The 22,102-nt window shown below is 68.0% G+C and carries 21 protein-coding genes and 1 pseudogene; 12 read left to right on the top strand and 10 right to left on the bottom strand.

What is annotated here, in order from left to right; genetic code table 11:
* Positions 1-88: 88 nt before the first annotated feature.
* The 4 genes and pseudogenes from AC2YG9_RS06735 to AC2YG9_RS06720 all read left to right on the top strand — a co-directional run.
* Positions 89-430, top strand: a complete 342-nt coding sequence (locus AC2YG9_RS06735) for a helix-turn-helix transcriptional regulator (protein ID WP_487297182.1) — start codon at positions 89-91, stop codon at positions 428-430.
* On the top strand, positions 427-918 hold the full coding sequence (locus AC2YG9_RS06730; RefSeq protein ID WP_487297181.1) for a hypothetical protein: 492 nt from the start codon (positions 427-429) through the stop codon (positions 916-918). The genes AC2YG9_RS06735 and AC2YG9_RS06730 overlap by 4 nt, the downstream gene beginning before the upstream one ends.
* Positions 919-977: 59 nt before the next feature.
* Positions 978-2,549, top strand: a complete 1,572-nt coding sequence (locus AC2YG9_RS06725; protein WP_487297180.1) for a recombinase family protein — start codon at positions 978-980, stop codon at positions 2,547-2,549.
* Positions 2,444-2,989, top strand: a pseudogene (locus tag AC2YG9_RS06720) (magnesium chelatase subunit ChlI family protein); the annotation flags it as partial. The gene AC2YG9_RS06725 and the pseudogene AC2YG9_RS06720, both read left to right, overlap by 106 nt.
* Here AC2YG9_RS06720 and AC2YG9_RS06715 read toward each other — a convergent pair.
* Complete coding sequence (locus AC2YG9_RS06715; protein WP_487297179.1) at positions 2,986-4,521, bottom strand: ABC-F family ATP-binding cassette domain-containing protein; 1,536 nt, start codon at positions 4,519-4,521, stop codon at positions 2,986-2,988. The pseudogene AC2YG9_RS06720 and the gene AC2YG9_RS06715 sit on opposite strands and share 4 nt — an antisense overlap.
* 63 nt (positions 4,522-4,584) lie before the next feature.
* Positions 4,585-5,505: an abortive infection family protein gene (locus tag AC2YG9_RS06710; protein ID WP_487297178.1), complete on the bottom strand. Its 921-nt coding sequence runs from the start codon at positions 5,503-5,505 to the stop codon at positions 4,585-4,587.
* A gap of 115 nt (positions 5,506-5,620) precedes the next feature.
* Here AC2YG9_RS06710 and AC2YG9_RS06705 point away from each other — a divergent pair, with 115 nt between their 5' ends.
* Both AC2YG9_RS06705 and AC2YG9_RS06700 read left to right on the top strand, forming a co-directional pair.
* Positions 5,621-7,129, top strand: coding sequence for a response regulator (locus tag AC2YG9_RS06705; protein ID WP_487297177.1), 1,509 nt, complete (start codon positions 5,621-5,623; stop codon positions 7,127-7,129).
* A gap of 38 nt (positions 7,130-7,167) precedes the next feature.
* Complete coding sequence (locus AC2YG9_RS06700) at positions 7,168-9,231, top strand: AmpG family muropeptide MFS transporter (RefSeq protein ID WP_487297176.1); 2,064 nt, start codon at positions 7,168-7,170, stop codon at positions 9,229-9,231.
* Here the strand turns inward: AC2YG9_RS06700 and AC2YG9_RS06695 are convergent.
* The 4 genes from AC2YG9_RS06695 to AC2YG9_RS06680 all read right to left on the bottom strand — a co-directional run bounded on the left by AC2YG9_RS06695 (position 9,228) and on the right by AC2YG9_RS06680 (position 14,096).
* Positions 9,228-10,082 carry a S1 family peptidase gene (locus tag AC2YG9_RS06695; RefSeq protein ID WP_487297175.1) on the bottom strand — a complete coding sequence of 285 codons (855 nt, stop codon included), beginning with the start codon at positions 10,080-10,082 and terminating at the stop codon, positions 9,228-9,230. The genes AC2YG9_RS06700 and AC2YG9_RS06695 overlap by 4 nt on opposite strands.
* 3 nt (positions 10,083-10,085) lie before the next feature.
* The gene (locus tag AC2YG9_RS06690; RefSeq protein ID WP_487297174.1) at positions 10,086-10,514 is read right to left on the bottom strand and encodes a DUF350 domain-containing protein; all 429 of its coding nucleotides are present in this window, start codon (positions 10,512-10,514) and stop codon (positions 10,086-10,088) included.
* A gap of 79 nt (positions 10,515-10,593) precedes the next feature.
* Positions 10,594-11,766 (bottom strand): dual-specificity RNA methyltransferase RlmN, encoded by a 1,173-nt coding sequence (gene rlmN / locus AC2YG9_RS06685; RefSeq protein WP_487297173.1) that lies wholly within the window; start codon positions 11,764-11,766, stop codon positions 10,594-10,596.
* A gap of 74 nt (positions 11,767-11,840) precedes the next feature.
* Positions 11,841-14,096: an AsmA family protein gene (locus tag AC2YG9_RS06680; protein ID WP_487297172.1), complete on the bottom strand. Its 2,256-nt coding sequence runs from the start codon at positions 14,094-14,096 to the stop codon at positions 11,841-11,843.
* Positions 14,097-14,379: 283 nt separating this feature from the next.
* Between AC2YG9_RS06680 and modA the strand changes: the two genes are divergently transcribed.
* Positions 14,380-15,129, top strand: coding sequence for a molybdate ABC transporter substrate-binding protein (gene modA / locus AC2YG9_RS06675; RefSeq protein ID WP_487297171.1), 750 nt, complete (start codon positions 14,380-14,382; stop codon positions 15,127-15,129).
* Here the strand turns inward: modA and AC2YG9_RS06670 are convergent, their stop codons facing one another.
* Both AC2YG9_RS06670 and AC2YG9_RS06665 read right to left on the bottom strand, forming a co-directional pair.
* The gene (locus AC2YG9_RS06670) at positions 15,130-15,753 is read right to left on the bottom strand and encodes a hypothetical protein (protein WP_487297170.1); all 624 of its coding nucleotides are present in this window, start codon (positions 15,751-15,753) and stop codon (positions 15,130-15,132) included.
* A 97-nt stretch (positions 15,754-15,850) separates the two neighbouring features.
* Positions 15,851-16,210 (bottom strand): VanZ family protein, encoded by a 360-nt coding sequence (locus AC2YG9_RS06665; protein ID WP_487297169.1) that lies wholly within the window; start codon positions 16,208-16,210, stop codon positions 15,851-15,853.
* 105 nt (positions 16,211-16,315) lie between these two features.
* Here AC2YG9_RS06665 and AC2YG9_RS06660 point away from each other — a divergent pair, with 105 nt between their 5' ends.
* Genes AC2YG9_RS06660 through AC2YG9_RS06650 form a run of 3 tightly spaced genes read left to right on the top strand, consistent with a single transcriptional unit; the run spans position 16,316 to position 18,062 of the window.
* Positions 16,316-16,960, top strand: a complete 645-nt coding sequence (locus AC2YG9_RS06660) for an HAD-IA family hydrolase (protein WP_487297168.1) — start codon at positions 16,316-16,318, stop codon at positions 16,958-16,960.
* Positions 16,957-17,253 carry a 4a-hydroxytetrahydrobiopterin dehydratase gene (locus AC2YG9_RS06655; RefSeq protein ID WP_487297167.1) on the top strand — a complete coding sequence of 99 codons (297 nt, stop codon included), beginning with the start codon at positions 16,957-16,959 and terminating at the stop codon, positions 17,251-17,253. Before AC2YG9_RS06660 ends, AC2YG9_RS06655 begins: the two co-directional genes overlap by 4 nt.
* A 32-nt stretch (positions 17,254-17,285) precedes the next feature.
* Positions 17,286-18,062 (top strand): SDR family oxidoreductase, encoded by a 777-nt coding sequence (locus AC2YG9_RS06650; protein ID WP_487297166.1) that lies wholly within the window; start codon positions 17,286-17,288, stop codon positions 18,060-18,062.
* A 16-nt stretch (positions 18,063-18,078) separates the two neighbouring features.
* Here AC2YG9_RS06650 and AC2YG9_RS06645 read toward each other — a convergent pair whose 3' ends face one another.
* Entirely contained in the window at positions 18,079-18,486 is a 408-nt protein-coding gene (locus tag AC2YG9_RS06645) for a hypothetical protein (protein ID WP_487297165.1), read from the bottom strand.
* A 95-nt stretch (positions 18,487-18,581) separates the two neighbouring features.
* Between AC2YG9_RS06645 and pseB the strand changes: the two genes are divergently transcribed.
* Both pseB and pseC read left to right on the top strand, forming a co-directional pair.
* Positions 18,582-19,619, top strand: a complete 1,038-nt coding sequence (pseB, locus tag AC2YG9_RS06640; RefSeq protein ID WP_487297164.1) for a UDP-N-acetylglucosamine 4,6-dehydratase (inverting) — start codon at positions 18,582-18,584, stop codon at positions 19,617-19,619.
* The gene (gene pseC, locus AC2YG9_RS06635) at positions 19,612-20,769 is read left to right on the top strand and encodes a UDP-4-amino-4,6-dideoxy-N-acetyl-beta-L-altrosamine transaminase (RefSeq protein ID WP_487297163.1); all 1,158 of its coding nucleotides are present in this window, start codon (positions 19,612-19,614) and stop codon (positions 20,767-20,769) included. The genes pseB and pseC overlap by 8 nt, the downstream gene beginning before the upstream one ends.
* Here the strand turns inward: pseC and AC2YG9_RS06630 are convergent.
* The gene (locus AC2YG9_RS06630) at positions 20,766-21,851 is read right to left on the bottom strand and encodes an MraY family glycosyltransferase (RefSeq protein ID WP_487297162.1); all 1,086 of its coding nucleotides are present in this window, start codon (positions 21,849-21,851) and stop codon (positions 20,766-20,768) included. The two genes, pseC and AC2YG9_RS06630, sit on opposite strands and share 4 nt — an antisense overlap.
* Between the last annotated feature and the right edge of the window lie 251 nt (positions 21,852-22,102).

Genomic DNA, 22,102 nt, shown 5'->3' with positions numbered 1-22,102 from the left:
GACCAAGCACAGCCTTTTGCGGTCCTCGCTATCGGCAATAATAGGGGCAAGCCCTCAAGGCCTTTGACCGTCTAACTGATCTTTCTCTATGGCTCACCACAACAGGTTACGCTTTCACCGAAAGCACTGGGCGCTGACTCAAGCCGACATCGCAATGCTACTCGGCTTGAAATCCCGAAGCGTGATCTCCGGGCACGAGTTCGCCGGCGTACTGCCCAACGTCCGGGTGCTTCTCGCCTACCAGTTCATCTTCGACGTTTCGTTCGACGATCTGTTTCCGAACATCACCAAGGATGTCCACGACCAGGTCATGCGCCAGGCTGCGGGTCTAGACCGCAAGGTCCGCCATCGCACTGACGAGACCGGCCGACGCATCCAGGAGCTTCTCCAGGGCATTCTTACCCGCGCGGTTCACTCGCTTGAGGCATGAGGCCTGACCCGACGCCGGTGATCGTGCTCGGCCTCCACCCGCAGTACCGCGGCTTTGGCTGGGCCGTCTTCGAGCGTCCAGCGGCGCCGCTCGACTGGGGTTTGACCTTCGCCCGAGGAAACCGCGATGAGGCATGCGGATACCAACTCGGCTCGCTGCTTGACCGGTACCGCCCCGAATTCCTCGTCTTCGAGGAGCCGCGCCGAAGGAACGGGTGGGGCGTCCGCCTGTGCGCGCTCGCCACCAAACTAGCCACGTCCCGAGGCATCGAGGTTCGAAGCTATGGACATGCAGACGTGTGCGACGCCCTCGGGCTTGAACCGGTCGCGTCCCGGCACATGATCGCCGTCGCCGTCGCCAACCATGTGAAAGCCTTCCATCATCGGCTCCCGCCCAAGCGGCAAGCGTGGGACGGCAGCGACCGGCGCACTGCGCTGTTCATGGCCGGCGCGGCTGTCCTGACCCACTACGCGTTGGGCCTCGACTAGGACGATTCACCCTTTGATCCGTTTGCGCTAGAATCCATCGTTCTACGAAGGAGCGGCCGATGTCCGGCGATCAGACGCACCCCAAACATGTGGGCATTTGGATTCGGGTCTCGACCGAGGATCAGGCGCGGGGCGAGAGCCCAGAGCACCATGAGAAACGTGCTCGCGCATACGCCGAGGCGAAAGGTTGGGTGGTCGCCGAGACGTACCGGCTCGCCGCCGTGAGCGGCAAGGCGGTGATGGCGCATCCGGAAGCGCAGCGGATGCTGGCGGATCTACGTTCCGGTCGTATCGTCGCGCTCGTCTTTTCGAAACTGGCGCGTCTGGCGCGCAGCACGAAGGAGTTGCTCGAATTCGCGGAAATCTTCCGTGCTGAGAGCGCCGATCTGGTGTCGCTCCAGGAAGCGATCGACACCAGTTCGCCCGCCGGTCGCCTGTTCTTCACAATGATCGCGGCGATGGCCCAGTGGGAGCGCGAAGAAATCGCCGACCGGGTGCAGGCGTCGATCCCGGTGCGCGCGAAGGACGGCAAACCTCTAGGTGGGGCCGCGCCGTTCGGCTATCGGTGGCGTGACCGGCGGCTCGAGCCCGATCCAGTCGAAGCGCCGGTACGCCAACTCCTGCATGAACTCTTCGCTGAGCACCGGCGCAAGAAGACGGTAGCGGCGCTTCTCAATGAGCGCGGCTACCGGACCCGCAACGGCTCGAAGTTCTCCGACACCACGGTCACTCGACTGCTGCTCGATCCGACGGCGAAGGGGCTGCACCGAGCCAATTACACTCGCACCAATGACCGGACCAAAAGCTGGGACCTGAAGCCCGAGGGGGACTGGATTTACACTTCGGTAGAGCCGGTCATTTCCGAGGAGTTGTGGGACACTTGCGCCGGCATTGTGGAAGCCCAGCGGCAAAGCGCCAAGCCGCAGGCCAAACGTGCCCAGTACCTCTTCGCGGGCTTCGCCTTCTGCACCTGCGGCCAGAAGATGTACGTCCGCTCAGGCTACCCGAAGTACATCTGCGAAGGGTGCCGGAACAAAATTCCGATCGACGATCTGGAGGCCGTGTTCCGAGATCAGCTTCGCCACTTCCTGGTCTCGCCGGAAGAAATCGAAGCCCACAACGCCGCAGCTGTGGACGCGATGGGGGAGAGGCAGCGCCTCATCGAAGCGGCGACCACTGAACTGCAAAAACTCGAACTTGAGGACGACCGCCTCTACGCCCTCTATCTCGACAATCAGCTATCCAAGGAGGACTTCGGCCGGCGTCACCGTCCGCTCTCCGAGCGTCGCCGCCAGGTCGAAGACGAACTACCGCGCCTTCAAGCCAGTCTGGACGTGTTGCGCATCTCTTCAATGTCCCGAGAGGAAGCTATCGGGGAAGCCCGAAATCTGACTGATCGATGGGATGACCTTCCTCATCCGGAGAAGCGCCAGATCGTCGAGGCGATCACAGATCGGATCATCGTTGGCTTGGACGATGTGGAGATCAATCTCCTTCATCTCCCCGATGAAGTGGCGACCAAAGGGCAACGCGACCATGCCGATGCGGCCACGGCGGGGCGGGCAAGGGCGCCTGCGGCAAGGCCCCGCGCTGCCAGCGCGACTATCAGGGCCGGGTCTCGGGGCCGCTGATGGACCGCATCGACCTCGCCGTCGACGTGCCGCCGGTCACCGCCGCTGACCTGGCCCTGCCGCCGCCCGCCGAGGGCACGGCCGAGGCCGCCGCGCGGGTGGCCGCCGCCCGCGCCCTGCAGGCCGCCCGCGCCGAGGCGGCCGGCGACGGCGCCCCGACGCTCAACAGCCGTGCCGAGGGTGATTTCCTGGAGAAGGCGCTGGCGCTCGATGACGCCGCCCGCGCCCTGATGGCGAGGGCCGCCGAGGCCGGCCGCCTGACCGCCCGGGGCTGGACCCGCACCCTGCGCCTGGCCCGCACCATCGCCGACCTCGACCAGGCCGAGGGCGTGCGCCGCATCCATGTCGCCGAGGCCCTGATCTACCGGCGGACAGGACCGGGCGCGGAGGAGGGCGTGTCCGCCCCGCCGGCGGCGGGCTTTCACCGGCTGTCGATCTAGCGCCCCTGGGCGTCGAAGAAGGCGTCCGGGTCCTCCACCTCGACCAGCTTCCCCCGGCGAATCTCCAGGAACCGATTGGCCGCCGTCCGCGTGAAGTAGCGGTCGTGGCTGACGAACAGGCAGCTGACCTCGGCGGTCTCCAGCTCGGCCTCCAGGGCCTCCTGGCCTTCGATGTCGAGGTGGTTGGTCGGTTCGTCGAGCAGGTAGAAGTTTGGCTTTTCCAGCTTCAGCCGCAGGAAGATCAGCCGGGCCCGTTCGCCGTAGCTGAGGCGGCTGATCGGGTCGTTGATCCTCAAATAGGGAAAGCCGGCCTGGGCCAGCAGCCGGGTGGCCTCGCGCTCGGTCGCGTCCGGCGCGGCGGTGACATAGGCCAGCAGGCTGGTCTTCAGCGGCAGGTCTTTCATCGACTGGTCGAAATAGACCAGCCGCGCCGCGGGGTTGAACCGCACCGGCGCCGTGCCGTCATAGTGTTCCCGCGCCGGGTCGAAGGCCCTGGCCAGCGCATTGAGCAGGGTGGTCTTGCCGGCCCCGTTGGTCCCCAGGATGGCCACCCGGTCGCCGGCGGCGATGGCCAGCCGGTCGATGGTGATCAGGGTCCGGGCCTGATCGGGCGTCTTCACCGTCAGGCCCTGGACGCGCAACGCCACCTTGGCGTCGATCTCGCCGTCGGCCAACTCCAGCCGCCGCTCGCGGTGGCCGATCACTTCGGTGCGGTCGCTCTCGATGCGGGCGATCCGCGTCTCGATGGCTTTCTTGCGCTTGTTGAGCTCGGGGTTCTTGACCGCCCAGACCTTGTAGCGGGCGGCGGCGGCCTCCAGCCGGCGGACCTCCTTCTCTTCCAGCTTGCGCTGGCTGGCGGCGGCGGCGTCGCGGCGCAGCAGCTCTTCCCGGGCCACATCGAAGCGGCTCCTGAAGCTGTGCACCCCGTCGGCGCGCAGGAACAGGGTGCGGTCGGTGACGCGGTTGAGGAACTCGCGGTCGTGGCTGACGATCAGCATCGGCACGTCGAACGCCGCCGTCAGCCAGTCCTCCAGCCGGTTGATGTTGCCAAGGTCCAGGTGGTTGGTCGGCTCGTCGAGGATGAGGATGTCGGGCTCCTCCAGCACCGCCGCCCCGGCGATCAGCAGCAACCGCCGCCAGCCGCCCGACAGCGACCCGAAGCTCTGGTCGGCGACCTCGGGCGCGACCTCGATCTCGTCCAGCAACACATCGATGCGCCAGTCGTCATCGCCGGCGCCGACCTTCTCCAGCGATTGGCGCAGCACCTCGCGGACCGGCAGCGCGTCCAGCCCCGGCGGAATGTCCTGCGGCAGATAGCCGACGCGCAGGGATCGGGATTTCAGGATCTGGCCCTTGTCGAGCTCCAGCTCGCCCGACAGGCAGCGCAGCAGGGTGGTCTTGCCGGCCCCGTTCTCGCCGACCAGGGCGGTGCGGGCGTCGTCGAGCAGGAAGGAGACGTGCTCGAACACCCGCGCCGAGCCGTGGAAAAAGCTGGCGTCGTCCATTCCCAGCACGGCCTGACGCGGCGCCATCGGGGTCCTCGGTCCAAGATCGGTTAGACAGGTACCTGTTTCTGAGGGGGGCGCCCTGTTTTTCTAGGGGGTCTCCGCGTGGTGATTGGCCAAGAACAGCATTGCAGCGGCCGATTGGTGCAGCTGGAAAGCCGCGATGTGTGACGGTACAGTTCTAGTCTCTGTCCCTGCGCCATGCCCTGCCATCCGGTTTCTCACCGTGGGGACAGCGCTCTCCAAAAGACTCCGAAGGGCGGTGAACTCAGCCTGAAGCGCCGACTCGATGAAGTTTGCGGCAAACGCAGCGTCAAGTAATCGCTTGGCTGGGTCCGTGTCCTTTACCGCCCATTTCCGCTCCTTTGCAATGACCTTGAGAACACTTTCGAAGGCCTTGGCACACTCTATTAGGCAAGTTTCGTTGTCTCCGTGCCGAAACGCAGAGTGTGCTGCAAGAAATTCCTTCTCAGCAGATTTATATTTTGCGTGCGATAGCAAAACTAGCGCCGGCTTTATGATTTCGGCGTGGGTTATTTGACTATCTATTCTTATTATTTCACCAGATACGAATTCATATCCGAGCCCATCCTCCTTGAACCGGTCATTGATTTCAGCAATGGCTGCATCCGGGTCGATGGGTGATGTTCCTCGAAATTCATACCAGTCTTGTCGTATCGGCCCATCCAGTGCGCGTAAGAACAACTCTATTCCGTCGAAAGCCCTTTCAATATCGTCCACATTTAGAAACCAATTGAAGAATTCTGTATTCTTATTGTTGTAGTGATTTCTGGAAAGTTCAAATACGCCTATGTCTCGTCGAAGAATATCAACGATAGCATCATACCACTTCGTTCCTGGTGCATAGGGGCCGTAGTCTCCCACGGAGCCTTGAATTATCTGGACGATTTGGATTCGAAGTTTTGAAGATATTTCGGTGTATTGATACACGTCCGGCCCAACCCGCCGAGCCTCACGTGCGCGCCGCGAAAAGAGACTGAGAAGCGCCATCTGTGTCCACCTGACATGTCGAAACTTGGGATGGTTTCTCGCATACGGTCACATGGATTCACTGCCGAGTACGACGGAAAAGGTGTCTTAAGCGGTTGGCCGTAGTTTGGTGACCATGACGACAGACGCCATCACTCCCCAGCAGCTGGCCACCCTGAGCCACGAGTTCCGCACGCCCCTCAACGGGGTGCTGGGCATGGCCCGTTTGCTGGACGGCACGGCCCTGAGCCCGGAACAGCGCGACTATGTGAAGGCGCTGAAAGAGAGCGGCGATCACCTGCTGGGTCTGATCAACGACGTGCTCGATCTGGCCCGCCTCGGCGCCGGCAAGCTGGAACTGCATCCGGCCCCGATGGAGGTCGAGAGCCTGCTGCGCCAGGTCGCCGAGCTGATGAGCCCCCGGGCGCACGAGAAGGGCATCGAAGTGGCCTGGGCCGCCGCGCCCGGTCTGGGGACCATCCTCGGCGACGAGGGCCGCCTGCGTCAGGTGCTGCTCAACTTCGCCGGCAATGCGGTCAAGTTCACCGAGAAGGGCGGGGTGCTGATCGCCGCCGAGCCCGAGGGTCCCGGCCGCATCCGCTTCACCGTCACCGACAACGGCCCGGGTGTCCCCGACGACGCCAAGGGCAGGATCTTCGAGCCCTTCACCCACGCCGACCCCACCCATGGCGGCTCTGCCCTCGGCGGCGCGGGCCTCGGCCTGGCCATCGTCCAACTGCTCGCGGAAGCCCACTGCGCTCATGTCGGCGTCGAAGATGCGCCGGGGGGCGGGGCCCGCTTCTGGTTCAGCGCCGATTTCGAAACCGTCGGCGAGACGGCGGCCGACGATAGTCTGGCCGGCCGCACCGTCGTCGTCGCCAGCCCCAACCCGGCCGTCCGCGCTGCCGCCGTTCGCCAGATCGAGGCCTGCGGCGGCACGGCCCTGGCCGCCGCCGGTGTGGCCGGCGCGGTGGCGAAGGCGCCGGCCGGCGCCGTGCTGCTGGTCGACCACAGCCTGCTCAAGGGCCGCCGGGGTCTCAAGCCGCCGGCCGGCCACGAGGCCATCGTCCTGCTGCGCCCCGACGAGCGCGACCGCATCGAGCCCTGCCGGGCCGCCGGGTTCGCCGGATACCTCATCAAGCCCCTGCGCCGGGCCTCCCTGGCGGCCCGGGTGCTCGCCGCTCAGGGTGTCGCCGCCACCGTCGAAACGGTCGCCAGTGAGGACGAACGCATCGCCCCCGCCACCGCCCAGGGCGCCCGCGTCCTGCTGGCCGAGGACAACCCGATCAACGCCCTGCTGGCGCGCACCCTGCTCGAGCGCGAAGGCGCCCTTGTCGACCGCGCCGCCAGCGGCGAGGAAACTCTCGCCGCCCTCGAGGCCGGGCGCTACGACCTGATCCTGATGGACGTCCGCATGCCCGGCCTGTCGGGCCTCGACGCCACGCGCGCCCTGCGCGGACGCGGCATCACCACCCCTGTCCTGGCCCTGACCGCCAACGCCTTCGAGGACGACCGCCGGGCCTGCCTGGCCGCCGGCATGGACGACTTCCTCGTCAAACCCCTGACCGCCGACGCCCTGCGCACGGCCCTCACCCGCTGGGCCCGCTGGACGCCGCCGACGGCGCAGGCCAAGCTGACCGGCTAGACGGGGGCTCCAGGTCCCCACCTCCGGGAGGGGACTTCATGGCCGCAGCCGACACCGCAAGAAGCCAGAGCGCCAAGCAGCTGCTGTTCAGCTTCAAGGGCCGGGCGGCGCGGTTGCAGTTCTGGCTGGTGGTCATCGCCGCCGCCTGCATCTTCGGCCTGTTCTGGGGGCTGGTGAACCTGCAGGCCCCGCCGGCCCCCGGCGTCGCCCCGCCGCCCAAGCCCCCGGGCTCCGAACTCCTCGAAGCCATGCCGCTGATCATCGGCATCGGCCTGATCTGGCCGCTGCTGGCCATCGGGGTGAAGCGGCTGCACGACCGGGGCCGCAGCGGCTGGTGGCTGCTGGCCGCCGCCGTGCCGGTGGTCGGCTGGGCCTGGTACGTCTGGGAGGCCGGGACCCGGCCGGGAGTCGATGAGACCAACCGGTTCGGCGAGAACACCCGCGCCCAGGGCGAGGCGACGCGCGACATGCGCAGCGTCACCATCATGTTCTTCCTCGGCTTCGCCGCCGGCCTGCCCAACCTCCTGGTATTCGACACCCTGAGCATCTGGCTGCGCGAGGACGGGGTCAGCCTGAAGGTCATCGGCTTCTTCACCCTGACCACCATGTTCACCGCCCTGAAGTTCCTCTGGGCCCCGGTCATCGACCGCACCCGGGTGCCCTTTCTGACCAAATGGCTGGGTCATCGCCGCTCGTGGATGCTGATCGCCCAGGGCGTCATCATCCTCGGCCTCTGGGGCATCTCGGTGCAGAACCCCAAGGCCACCCTGGTGACCATGGCCCTGATGGCCGTCATCGTCAGCTTCTTCTCGGCCACCCAGGACATCGTCGTCGACGCCTGGCGGATCGAGGTGGTCGAAAAGGAAATGCAGGGGGCGATGGCCGCCAGCTACCAGTGGGGCTACCGGGTGGCGATGATCATCGCCGGGGTGGTGCCGCTGATCCTGGCCGAACTTTTCGACTGGCACATCTCCTACGCCGTCATGGCCGCCGCCATGGGCGTCGGTGTCGCCGCCGCCATCCTGGCCCCGCGCGAGGCCCAGCATTCGGTGCGGCCGATCTCGGTCGAGGGCGTTCCCGCCCGGCCGGCCCTGGAAATCGTCGAATACATCGTGCGCGGCGGTCTGCTGCTGCTGGGCGCCCTGATGCTCGGCACCGGCCTGACCGGCGACGCCGCGGCGGCCGCCTGGCTGCTGGGCGGGGCGGAGGCCGGCGGCGCCGGCCTGGTCAAGCTTTTCGAGAGCGACTGGAAGGCGTTGTGGCAGCTGGTCGGGGTGTTCGGCGGTTTCGCGGTCATCGCGATCGCCGCCTGGCCTGTGCCCCGCTTCCCGACCCGTCCCGGCACCTATCTGTCGACGGCGCTGGGCGAGCCGCTGGTCGAGTTCTTCGGCCGCTACGGCAAGCTGGCGGCCTTCATGCTGGCCCTGATCTGTTTCTACCGGGTCAGCGATTTCGTCATCAACATCAACGGCGCCTTCTACACCGACCTTGGCTTCTCAAAGCCCGAGATCGCCGAGGTGCGGAAGGTGTTCGGGGCCGTGATGTCGATCATCGGGGTCTCGCTGGGCGGCTGGTCGGTGCTCAAGCTCGGCCTCATGCGCACCCTGATCATCGGCGCCTTCCTGGGCTCGCTGAGCAATCTGGCCTTCGCCTGGATGGCCCTGGAGGGGCACAACGTCTACGCCCTGATGGGCGCCATCGCGGCCGACAATATCGGCGGCAGCTTCGCCGGCACGGCCCTGATCGCCTACATGTCCAGCCTGACCAGCATCGGCTTCACGGCGACCCAGTACGCCCTGTTCAGCTCCCTCTACGCCCTGTTCGGCAAGCTGCTGGCCACCCAGTCGGGCCGCATCGTCGAGGAGTCGGCCAGGGCGGCGGAGGTTGGCGGACCCCTGGAGAGCCTGCGCGGCCTGATCGCGCGGGTGCCGCCGGAGAGCTACGCCGGGGCCATGGAGAAGAGCCAGGTGACGCCGGCGGCGCTCGGCGTCGGCTACTTCCTCTTCTACATCTACACGACGCTCATCGGCATCGTCGGGATGATCCTGGTCTTCTACGTCGCGGCCAAGCAACCCAAGCCTGAAGCCGAAACGCCCGCCTAGACCAGGCACACCACCTGGGCCACCCGCAGGTCGCGGCGCAGGGCGTCGGCGACGCGGCCGTAGTTCTCGGTGTTGACCGGCTCGCCAGTGGCCATGCGCGAGGGCGGCTGGCTGGCGGCGGTCATGGCGGCCAGCAGGGTCTCGGGCGTGGTGGTGTAGATGCGGCCCCGGCGCGGGGCCTCGGCGACGGTGACGCCGATCACCCGGCCGGCGGCGTCCAGGGCCGGAGCGCCGGACAGGCCCGACAGTGGGCCCTTGAGGGTGTTGGTGCGGCCGACCTCGGCCCAGACCAGAACGGGCTCGGTCTGCTCGCCGCGCTGGCGCTGGGCCAGGGTGCGGACCACCAGCCGCTCGCGGCCGAGCAGGCGGGAGGTGACCTCGCCGGCCTTGCCCTGCGGGAAGCCGGGGTGGAAGGCGCGGTCGCCGCGCTTCAGCGAGCGGGCCTGGGCCTGGTCGACGACCGGCATGGCCGGGGCGCCGCCCTCGCTCATCAGCACGGCCGCCTCGCCGGCGGTGGCGACGCTGACCCGGGTGGCGACCCCGCGGCCCTCGGCGACGACGATGGCCACCGACGGACAGCCCTCGACCACGTGGCGGGCGGTGACCCAGACGCCGTTGTCGGCGATGGAGAAGGCGGTGCCGCTGGTCGGCTGCGGCCTTTCTCCGCTGACCTCAACGACCACGGCCGGGTCGAAGGGCGAGGCGGGACCGAGCGGTACGCCTTCCTCGCCGGGCACCGGCGGCGGCGGGGCGGGGGCATCGGCCTTCTCGCGCCGCCCGATCGACGCGATCACGAGGGCCAGAACCACGGCGCCGTAGATCGTCCAGTCCGGGAGCCGCGGGAAGTTCATTGGCTAGGCGCTGATCGCCGCCGACAGGATCAGGGCGGTGGCGATCTTGGCCCCGACAAGCAGCAGGGCGGCCGACAGCTCACCCTCCTGGATGCGCTGGGGCAGGCCGTGCAGCACGAAGTCGGTGAGACGGAAGACCAACAGCTGGACGAAGGTCACCGCCACGCCCCAGAGGCCGATCTCCAGCAGCGAGGCCGAGCTCTGCAGGGCGGTGGCCAGCGGGATGGTCAGGGCGACCAGCACCCCGCCGAACGACAGGGCGGCGGCGGCGTTGCCCTCGCGGATCAGGCTGATCTCCTTGTGGGGGGTCAGCACCGCATAGAGGGCGGCGCCGAAGATCAGCATCACCAGGGTGACCCCGGCCTGGGCCAGGGCGAAGGGAAAGCCGTTGGCGAAGGCGGCGATTTCCGGGGACTGCAGGTCGGTCGGCATCACGGATCTCAGGTGAGACAGGCCTCGATGGTTAGCACGTTCTGGGCGTCGGCTGACAAGTCTTCCCCCGGGATCGGGTCTAGGCCGCCGCTTCGTCCCCGGCTTCCGGTTCGGCGGCCGCCTTGCGGCGGGCGCTGGCCCGGACTTTTTCGCTCTCGCTCTTTAGCTGGCCGCAGGCGGCGAGGATGTCGCGGCCGCGCGGGGTGCGGATCGGGGAAGCAAAGCCCGCCTTGTTGAGGATGGCGGCGAAGGTCTCGATGGTCGACCAGGTCGAGCACTCGTAGGGGCTGCCCGGCCAGGGGTTGAACGGGATCAGGTTGACCTTGGCCGGGATGCCTTTCAGCAGCGCCACCAGGGCGCGGGCCTCGGCGGGGCTGTCATTGACGCCCTTCAGCATGACGTATTCGAACGTCACCCGGCGGGCGTTGGAAAGGCCCGGATAGGCGCGGATGCCGGCCATCAACTCGGCGATCGGGTACTTCTTGTTGAGCGGCACCAGCTCGTTGCGCAGCTCGTCATTGGTGGCGTGCAGGCTGATGGCCAGCATCGCCTGGGTCCGCTCGCCCAGCGCGGCCAGCTGCGGCACGACGCCCGAGGTCGAGACGGTGATCCGCCGGCGGCTGATGCTGATGCCCTCGTTGTCGCTGAGGATGTCCAGCGCGTCGGTGACGGCGTCGAGGTTATAGAGCGGCTCGCCCATGCCCATGAAGACGATATTGCTGAGCAGCCGGTCTTCCTTGTCGGACGGCCATTCGCCGAGGTCGTCCTTGGCCACCTGCACCTGGGCGACGATCTCGGCGGCGGTCAGGTTGCGGACCAGGGCCTGGGTGCCCGTGTGGCAGAAGGTGCAGTTCAGCGTGCAGCCGACCTGGCTGGAGACGCAGAGGGCGCCCGAGCGGCCAACGTCGGGGATGTAGACGGTCTCGATCTCGATGCCGGGCGCGGTGCGGATCAGCCACTTGCGGGTGCCGTCCTTGCTCACCTGGCGTTCGATGACCTCCGGCCGGGCGATGGTGAAGGTCTCGGCCAGTTTGGCGCGGGTGTCCTTGGCGACATCGGTCATGTCGGCGAAGTCGGTGACCCCGGCCTGGTGCATCCAGCGCCAGATCTGGCTGGCCCGCATGCGCGCCTTGTCGGCCGGCACGGCGCCGCCGTCGATCAGCGCCTGGCGCAGGCCGTCACGCGTCAATCCGGAGAGGTTGACGGTGGAAACAGGCTTGGCGGCCCGGGAAAGGTCGAGGGTCGTGGTCACGAGATATGATGTCCGATGGAGGCGGCCCTATAGCAGATAAGGCCGGTTTTCGGAAATCGCAGCGGGTGGGCGGTTCAGTCGCGGTTGAACAGCCGGTCGAAGAAGCCGTCCTTGTTGCGGTCGCGCTTCTCGCCCTTGGCGGCCTTGTCGCGATCACGGCGCCCATCCTTCCTGGCGTCCTTTTCCGCCGCCTTGCGGTCCTCGGCTTCCTTTTCGGCGCCCTCGATCTGGCTCTCGGTGACCGGCGCCGTCTTCAGGCTGGTCGGCGCCCCGCGCCGGCGGCCCTCGCGGACCAGGGCGTTGCAGTTGGCGTCATTGGCCAGGCCCGGATCGACGAAGGGCAGGATGGCGGCAAAGGGATTCAGCGCCCCCAGCGCCAGGGCCAAGCCGCCCTGGCCGACCAGCGGTCCCGCCTCGACGCCTACGGCGGGTTTGGTCAGCGGGCCCTTGATGGTGATCGGCAGGAACAGCCGCAGCAGGCGCGGCTTCTTCGAGTCGCCCTCGAAGCGCAGGTTCATGGTTTCCTTCTCGAGGTTGATGCTGCCGCTGCCCTCGGCCAGCACCACGCCGGTGTCGATCAGGATGCGGTTGGATCGGGCGACGCCGTTCTTCACCTGGAAGTCGGCGACGGCGCAGCGCAGCGGCGTCGTCTTGGGGTCTTCCGACAGCAGCTTGATCAGTCCGGCGCTGGCGTTGACCCCCAGCAATTCGGCGAAGGCCTGACGCACCTCGCCGCGCGGCGCGACCAGGGTCAGGCTGCCGTTGGCGTTGGAGGCGGCCCGGTGCACCGAATTGCCCGACCCCGACAGCTTCAGCCGGGCGGCCAGCGACCCTTCGATGACCGGCATGCCCTGGACCTTGGTGGTCACCCAGTCCTCGATCCGGCCGCCAGTCATCCGCAGGTCGAGATCGGTGTGGGGCGTGGCCTTGGTGGCGTTGAGCACCACCGTGCCCTTGATATTGCCCCGGTCGAGGCTGAACGAGATGGGGTTCAGCCGCAGGATCCCGTCCTGCAGGTCGAGGTCCAGCGAGAACTGGCGCAGCGGCAGGCCGGGCGCGTTGACGGCGTCGGCGCGGAACTTGACGTCGGCGTTCATCGCCCGGATGCGGTCGACCTGCAGGGTGGAGTCGGGTAGCAGCCGGCCGCCGACCACCGGCGTCGATTTGGTCTCGCCGCCGACCTGTCGGGTGCGCATGCCGAAGAAGGCGCCCAGGTCGTCGAAATCGACCCGGCGGCTGCGAAGATCGGCGGTCAGGTAGGGCTTCTCGCCGCTGGTATCGACGGTCAGCTGGCCGGCGATGTCGCTCTCGCCAACCATGCCGCGGGCCTTGTTCAGGTGCCAGCGGCCGCCGTCGCGGACCAGCCCGCCGCTGATCCGGTAGGGCGGTGTGTTGGGCAGCACCACCCCGGTCAGGACATAAAGGTCGTTCATGTCGGCGCCCGACAGCAGAAAGCGGGCTCCGAAGCGGTTGAGGTCGAAGGGCCTGTCGATCTGGCCGTCGGCGCGGATGCGGGTGGCCCCGGCCTGGACGTTGGCGTTGAAGTGGTAGGGTCGGTCAGGCGAGATGTTGAGCAGCGGCTCACCCTCGACCCGGGCGATGAACTTCGCCCGGTTCAGGGAGCCGTCGCCCTTCAGCAGGAAGCGGCCGAATGTCTCACCGGTGGTGCTTTCCCCGGTTGAGACCACGCCTTCGAACACAGCCTTGCGCTGGGCGTCGTCGAGCCGCAGCTCGGCGCGGTCGATCAGCAGGCGGCGGATGGCCGGCAGCTTGGCCGAGCGGCCCTTGTTGCGGGCCCCGAATTCCCAGTTGCCCCGACCGTCCCTGTCGCGGATCAGGTGGACCTTGGCCTGCCGCACCCGCACGTAGCCAAGCACGGTGCGGCCCCGCAGCAGGTCAGGCAGCTGTAGGCTGGCCTCCACCCGGCCGACGGTGGCCATCTGGCCGCCGGGTTTGGCGCCGGCGTCGAGGGCCCAGCCGGGCTGGGCGATCCGCAGGTCGTGGATTTCGGCCCGGGGGGTCAGCGACCAGGGATGGACGTCCAGATCGCCGGCCAGCACCACCGTGCGGCGCAGCTGGGCCGAGGCCAGGCCGCCGATCGGCCCCCGCAGCCAGTTCCAGTCAAAGATGACCAGAAAACCGCCGATCAGCAGGATGAGGGCCGACAGGCCGATGACCACCCGCGTCGCGACCCTGGGGTCGTGGCGTTCTCGCCGGGCGGCGGCGGTCTCGGGGGTTTCGGGGGTGAAGGCGCGCGTCAGCCAGGCGCGGGCGCGCGCGGCAAGGCGCGCGACCGGCTGTTCGTCAGGCGTGTTGGCGTCCTGGCCCAAGCAAGCGTCTCCGTACCCCCAGGGGTCGGTAACGTCTGGACTTGGGCGTTGGGTTCCTTGGCGCGGGGGCGCGGGTCAGTAGACCAGGCGGAATCCGGTCACCAGGGCGGCCACGGCCAGGAAGGCGACAATGGCGACGATCTCGTAGCTCTTGAAGAGCGGTCCGTTCGGCGAACGCATGGGGATTCTCCCTGTCCCGTTTTGATCCAGCGAAGGGAGTCATCCGCAAGTGACGGGCCAGTCCGGCTTGCCGGTCCCGGGGGGCTCTGGCAGGAGTCGAAGCATGATCGCGCGGCGCACAGTTCTGGCGGGCGGCCTCGCCCTGGCGGCGGCCCCGGCCCTGGCCAAAGGTGGGGTTCGCATCTTCGCGGCCGCCTCGCTGCAGACCGCCCTGACGAAGATCGCCGCGTCGTATCGCGGTCCCGGCGCTCCGCTTCAGGTGTCGTTCGGCGCCTCCTCGGCCATCGCCCGCCAGATCGCCCAGGGGGCGCCGGCCGACCTGTTCATCGGCGCCGATGTCGAATGGATGGATTGGCTCGCCCAACGCCGCCTGATTGCGACCGGCACGCGGCGGAACCTGCTGTCCAACCGGCTGGTGCTGATTGCCCCCAGGGCCTCGACGGTCGCTCTGAAGATCGCGCCCGGCATGCCGCTGGCTGGTGCGCTGGGCGGCGGACGACTGGCCATCGCCGATCCGGTCTCCGTGCCGGCCGGCAGGTACGGCAAGGCGGCGCTCACCAGGCTGGGCGTCTGGGACAGCGTGGACAGACGCCTGGCCCCGGCCGAGAATGTGCGGGCCGCCCTGGCCTATGTCGCGCGGGGTGAGACGCCGCTGGGCATCGTCTACGCCACCGACGCCCATGCCGAGCCAAGGGTCCGGGTGGTCGATACCTTCCCGCAGTCGACCCACCCGCGCATCCTCTATCCGGCCGCGCTGACGAAAGCGACGCCGGCCGGTCGGGCCGTGCTGGACTATCTCTCCGGGCCGAAGGCCATGGCGGTCTTCACCGCCGAGGGCTTCCTCAAGCCCTGACTATTCGGTCTTGCCGGGCCAGGTCAGGTAGCCGTCGCGATCAACGCCGGCGTAGCCGCCCCCGCCCCGCCGGCCATGCCCGCCGCCCCGTCCGTCGATACGGCGGCCGCCGCTGTCGTAGACCACCACGCCGCCGCCGGACGAATAGCTGTAGCCGCTGCCGCTCTCCGAATAGCGGGCGCTCTCGGAATAGCTCTCGCTTTCCTCGACGCTGACCGACCCGCCGACCCGGCGATACCCACCGCCGCGATAGGCCGCATCCTCGTCGAGATAGCCGACGCCTTCGGTCCCCGAGCGCTCGACCCGGCGGTAGCCGTAGGACTCCTCGTCCAGGTGGCCAACGCCCTCGGTTCCGCTGCGACCGCGATAGCGGTAGCCGCCGCGGCGTTCGTGGGTGGCTCGCCGAACGTGGGCCTCGCCCCTGTGGCCGGTGATGCCTTCCTCCTCCGGCGTACCGACGACCGGCGCGGCCGGCTGGTCGATCGGGCAGCGGTCCTTGCAGCAGCAATCGGCCTCCGCGACCTTGGCGCCCGGCGCCTTGGCCGGCTTGCGCGGGGCGGCGTCGTCGCAGGATGACAGGATCAGGGCGGCGGCGCCGACGAGAAGAAGGGGCAGGGTACGCATGACTGTTCAGGTCCGTTCGACGGAAGTGTGCGCCATGAACCATGCGCCCCTGGCGGGCGACTGACCCGCGCATTCACCGCCAGCGGGAGGGGTAGGGTTAACCCACCCGCCTGCGTTGCGCGGCCCGCGCCGCGAAGGCGACGAGCATGCCGACGGCGATGCCGGTGCTGTTGGCCACAGCATCCCAGGCGTCGCCCTGGCGGCCCAGGCCCATGGTCGACTGCAGGATCTCGACCCCGACTCCGCCGAGGAACAGGCCGACGGCCAGCCGCCCAAGCCTTGCCGGAAACGCCCAGGCGCCGAGCAGGGTGAGCCCGAAATAGGCCAGCGCATGTTCGGCCTTGTCCCAGAAGGTCAGGCCCTGCGGCAGGGCCTGCGTCGGGCTCAGCGACAGCCAGGCGATGACGCAGCAGGCGACGGCGAACAGGGCCAGGCGGACAGGGGCGGGGAGAAGCATGGCTTGCAGGGTGACGGCTGTGGAGCCGCCCGCAAGAGGAGATTTGGTGAAGACGGTTCGCTGAAACCCCAGTATGCGTGCGGCGCGACGAACCAAGGGGCGACGATGACGGTCAAGGCAGTGATCTGGGATTTCGGCGGAGTGATCACCTCCTCGCCGTTCGAGGCCTTCAACCGGTACGAGGCCGAAAGGGGTCTGCCGCACAACCTGTTCCGGCAGGTCAATTCGACCAACCCCGACAGCAACGCCTGGGCCCTGTTCGAGCGCAACGAGATCGACGCCGCCGGCTTCGACGAGATGTTCCTGAAAGAGTCGACGGCGCTCGGCCACCCGGTGCGCGGGGCCGAGGTGCTGGGCCTTCTGTCGGGCGATGTGCGGCCGGGCATGGTGGCGGCTTTGCGGGCCTGCAAGGCCGTGTTCAAGGTCGGCTGCATCACCAACAACGTCCAGACCGGCCACGGCGCCGGCATGGCCGGGACCAGCGAAAAGGCCGCCGCCGTCGCCGGGGTGATGGAGCTGTTCGACGCGGTCATCGAGAGCAGCAAGGCGGGGGTGCGCAAACCCGACCCGCGCATCTATCAGATGATGTGCGAGCTGCTGGCCGTCGAGCCGGAGACCTGCGTCTACCTCGACGACCTCGGCATCAACTGCAAGCCGGCGGCGGTGCTGGGCATGAAGGCCATCAAGGTCTCCAACGAGGCCCAGGCGCTGGCGGAACTGAGCGCAGCCACGGGACTTCAATTCTCATGACCCGCCCCGCGAAGATCGGCGCCGCTGAAGCGCTCAAGTCGCTGCCGGACTGGAAGGCCCTGGACGGCGAGCGCGACGCCATCGTCCGCACCTTCACCTTCAAGGATTTCAACGCCGCCTTCGGCTTCATGACCCGGGTGGCGATCCAGGCCGACAAGCTCGACCACCACCCCGAATGGTTCAACGTCTACAACCGGGTCGAGGTGCTGCTGGCCACTCATGACGCCGACGGCGTGACCAGCCTGGACGTCACCCTGGCAAAGTTCATGGACGAGGTCGCCAGCGCGCTCTAACGCTTGTTCGAAAGAACAATCGGGAGAGCGAGATGACGGGACGGGTCGCGGGCAAGAAGGCCTTCATCACCGGTGGCGCCCAGGGGCTCGGGGCCGGCGCCGCGCGGCGGCTGGCCGAAGAGGGCGCGAGCGTCGCCCTGGCCGATCTCAACCTTGAAGGGGCGCAAGCCGTCGCCGACGAGCTGAACACCGCCCACGGCCGGGGCACGGCCTATGCCTACCGGCTCGACGTCACCGACGAGCAGGGCTGGATCGACACGCTCGAGCGGGCCAATGCCGACATGGGCGGCATTTCGGTGCTGCTCAACAACGCCGGCATCAGCCGTGGCGCCGACATCGAGAACTGCACCCTCGACGACTTCCGCCTGACCATGAGCGTCAATGTCGACAGCGTCTTCCTGGGGGCCAAGCACGCGATCAGATACCTGCGCGAGAACCAGCCGGGCTCGATCATCAACATCTCTTCGATCGCCGGCCTGATCGCCAACCACAACGGCCCGGCCTACAACGCCTCCAAGGCGGCGGTCTGGCTGCTCTCCAAGAATATCGCCCTCTACTGCGCCAAGCAGAAGATCGATGTGCGCTCCAACTCCATCCACCCGACCTTCATCGACACCCCAATCCTCGATCCGATCCGCCAGCGGTTCGGCAAGGAGGAAGGCGAGGCCAAGCTCGGCCGCCAGGTGCCGCTCGGCCGCATCGGCACGCCGAAAGACATCGCCGACGCGGTGCTCTACCTGGCCAGCGACGAGAGCCGCTTCATGACCGGCGCCGAGCTGAAGCTGGACGGCGGCATCTCGGCGATGTGACCCGCCCCGGCGGGGCTCAGTTGATCAGGATGGTGCCGACCAGCAGCTTGGCGCCCGGTTTGCCGAGGATGCGGTCGGTCTCGCGCTGGAACTTCCCGGCCAGATAGTCGGCATCGGGCGCCGTGGCGGCAGGCAGGCCCGAGGCGTAGATCTGCAGCACCTGGGCATAGGCGGCGCGCAGGCGCGGGGCCGAGGCGGCGGCCCGGTCGCGCAGCTGGTCGTTGGCGACATCGACCCCGACCTCCATGGTCATCACGCCCCGCGTGCCGTTGCGGCGGTAGATGGAGGCCGTCAGGGTCTGAATCTGGATGTAGCTGAGGCCGCCGCCCTTCTTCTTCTCGCCACCGCTGGCCAACGCCGGGGGGGCGAGAGCGACGGAAGGTGCGAGCGCAACGAGGGCGGCGAGGGCGAGGCGGCGGTCCATCCGCCGTCCATACGCCCGCATGGTTTATGCGTGATTTACGCGCAGGTGACAGAGTCGGCGCATCAGATCAGATTCCTGCCCGATCTGGAGCCCCGATGACCCGATTCGCGCCCAAGACACTGAACCTCGACGGACAGGTGATCCTGGTCACCGGCGGCACCGGCTCGTTCGGCAAACGGTTCATCGAAACCGTCCTGACCCGCTACAAGCCGCGCAAGCTGATCGTCTACAGCCGCGACGAGCTCAAGCAGAGCGAGATGCAGCAGGACCTGCGCGAGAAGTTCGGGCCCGAAGACTATTCGAAGATGCGGTTCTTCCTGGGGGATGTTCGCGACCGCTCGCGCCTGACCCTGGCCCTTCGCGGCGTCGACATCGTCATCCACGCCGCCGCCCTGAAGCAGGTGCCGGCCGCCGAGTACAATCCCTCCGAATGCATCCAGACCAATGTGGTCGGGGCCGAGAATGTGGTCTGGGCGACGCTCAGCAACCGGGTCAGACAGGTGGTGGCGCTCAGCACCGACAAGGCCTGCAACCCGGTCAACCTGTACGGCGCGACCAAGCTGGCCTCGGACAAGACCTTCGTGGCCGCCAACAACCTGTCGGGCGATCTCGGCTGCCGCTTCTCGGTCGTGCGCTATGGCAACGTCGTCGGCTCTCGCGGCAGTGTGGTGCCGCTCTATCGCCGCCTGCTGGCGCGCGGGGCGACCAGCCTGCCGATCACCGATGCGCGGATGACCCGCTTCTGGATCACCCTCGACGAGGGGGTCGAGTTCGTCCTTTCCTCGCTGGAGATCATGCGCGGGGGCGAGATCTTCGTGCCCAAGATTCCCTCCATGGCCATGCCGGACCTGGCCCGGGCGATGGCCCCGGACGCCGAGATCGAGATCGTCGGCATCCGCCCCGGCGAGAAGCTGCATGAGATCATGGTCGGGGCCGACGACGCCCGCCAGACCTGTGAACTCGACGACCGCTATGTCATCGAGCCGGCCTTCGTCGAGTACGCCCGCGAGGCGTTCGGCCCGCAGGACGGGGCGAAGCCCGTCGCCGAAGACTTCGCCTACGCCAGCGACAATAACACCGACTGGCTCAGCCCCGAGGGCCTGACCGCCATGCTGGAAGCCCAGGGTGTCTGACGGCTTCCTGCCCTACGGCCGCCAGACCATCGAGGAGGACGATATCGCCGCGGTGGCCCAGGCCCTGCGCGGCGATTTCCTGACTACTGGCCCGACGGTCGAGGCCTTCGAGACCGCCTTCGCGGCCAGGGTCGGCGCCGCCCATGCCGTGGCCTGTTCCAACGGCACCGCCTCGCTGCACCTGGCGATGCTGGCGCTGGGGGTCGGGCCTGGGGATGTCTGTATCGTCCCCTCGATCACCTTCCTGGCGACGGCCAACTGCGCGGCCTACGTGGGGGCGGAGGTGGTGTTCGCCGATGTCGACCAGGACAGCGGCCTGATGACGCCCGACACCCTGGCCGAGGCGATTGGCCGGGCAACCGGCCCGGTGAAGGCCGTGCTGCCGGTGCATCTGCGCGGCGATGTCTGCGACCTGCCGGGGCTGGCGCGGCTGGCGGCGCGGGCCGGCGCCGTGCTGGTCGAGGATGCGCCCCATGCGCTGGGCACGGCCATGGATTTCGGCAGCGGCCCGGAGCAGGTCGGCGACTGCCGGCACAGCGCCATGGCCAGCTTCTCATTCCACCCGGTCAAGACCATCGCCACCGGCGAGGGCGGCATGCTGACCACCAACGACGCCGCGCTGGCCACGAAGCTGAAGGCCCTGCGCAGCCACGGAATGACCCGGCCGCCGGGGGCCGATCCCTGGGTCTATGAGATGGCCCAACCGGGGTTCAACTACCGCCTGCCGGACATCAACTGCGCGCTCGGCCTGTCGCAGCTTGGCAAGCTCGATCGGTTCACGGGCCGCCGCCGGCGGCTGACCGCCCTCTACGAATCGCGGCTATCGGGCCTCAACGCCATCACCCTGGCCGAAAGTCCGGCCTGGTCGGACCCGGCCCTGCATCTGCTGGTCGTGCTGATCGACTTCGAGGCCCTGAGCGTCAGTCGGGCCGAGGTCATGGCCCGTCTGTCGGCGGCCGGCATCGGCAGCCAGGTCCACTACATTCCGGTCCACACCCAGCCCTACTGGCGGGCCCGCAACGGCGACCTGGACCTGCCGGGCGCCCAGGCCTGGTATGACCGCTGCCTCAGCCTGCCGCTGTATCCGGCCATGGACGACGGCGACGTCGAGCGGGTGGCCCTGGCGCTGGAAGGCGCGCTCGGCCTCTAGCGCTTCTTGCCGGTCAGCCTGGCGTAGAAGGCGATGGCCCGGTCCGGATGCCGGGTGAACAGGAAGTAGGCCAGGGTCAGACCCGCGAAACAGGCCAGCAGAATGGGCTGGGGCACGTCGGCGCGCAGGGCCAGGGCGACGCCGAGCCCCAGACTCAGCGACAGCACGCAGAGGGTGATGACCACGCCGGTGACGCTGAACCCGCCGTCCAGCATCAGATGGTGGGCGTGGGTGCGGTCGGCGTGGAAGGGCGAGCGCCTGTGCAGCAGCCGCCGTACGATCAGCACCAGGCAGTCGATCAGCGGCGGGGCGATCAGGAAGGGCGCCAGCACCGGTGTCACCGGATAGACCGGGTTCTGGGTCAGGCGGAAGACGGCCCAGGCGATGATCAGCCCCAGATAGGCGCTGCCCGAATTGCCCAGGAAGATGCGCGCCCGCTTGCGCCAGGGCAGGCGCAGGTTGAAGGCCAGATAGGCGACCACGGCCCCTGCGATGACGGTCAGGCCATGCGCCAGGTCGGCGTTGCCGGCGTAGAGCGAGGCGGCCACCAGCATGACCAGGGCGCAGACGCACAGGGACCCCGCCAGCCCGTCGATGCCGTCGGCCATGTTCAGGGCGTTGATCAGCCCGACCGTGGCGATGATCGTGAAGGGCACGGACAGGTAGCCGAGATCGAGAGGACCCAGGCCGAACACCGGGCCGATATTGGCTACCCGCACATCGCCGATCAGCACGATGGCCAGGGCGGCGCCGGTCTGGGCCAGCACCCGGATCGGCCAGGGAATGTCGTAGATGTCATCCAGCACCCCGACTACCACCAGGATGATGGCGGCTATCCCCAGGCCGACCACCTGGGCGTTCGGCGGGGTCAGGGCCAGGGCCGGCAGGATGGTGCCGACCGCGATGGCAAGCCCGCCGGTGACCGGCGTCGGCGCGGCGTGATCCTTGCGGCCGCCGGGCTTGTCGACCAGGCCCAGGCGGGTGGCGAAGGGCGACAGGAGGAAGATGATGGCGGTCACGGCGCTGAAGGCCGCGATGAATTCCAGGGCGGCGGTGCGCAGAAACTCGACCGTCGGAAACACCCTGGAAGACCCCCGGGAAAGTTGCGCCGGGCCCGCCGCCCGCTGCTACAGGAAGCCTGTCCCATAGTGGCGCCGCCGCAAGCTGGCAACCGGCGTTCGGAAAGAAACCCTGTGTCGGGCGGGGTTCATAATATTGAAGAAAACCACGGCTCTGTTGAGACCGCACGGCGCCGGGCGGGTCAAAAGACGACAGGTCGATGACAAGACTTGTGCAGTTTTCGCCACAGGCTTCCGGTAACGCTGTTTGCGCC

The sequence above is a fragment of the Caulobacter sp. SRI_014 genome (assembly GCF_057586315.1).
This window is presented reverse-complemented; position numbering and strand designations above follow the sequence as displayed.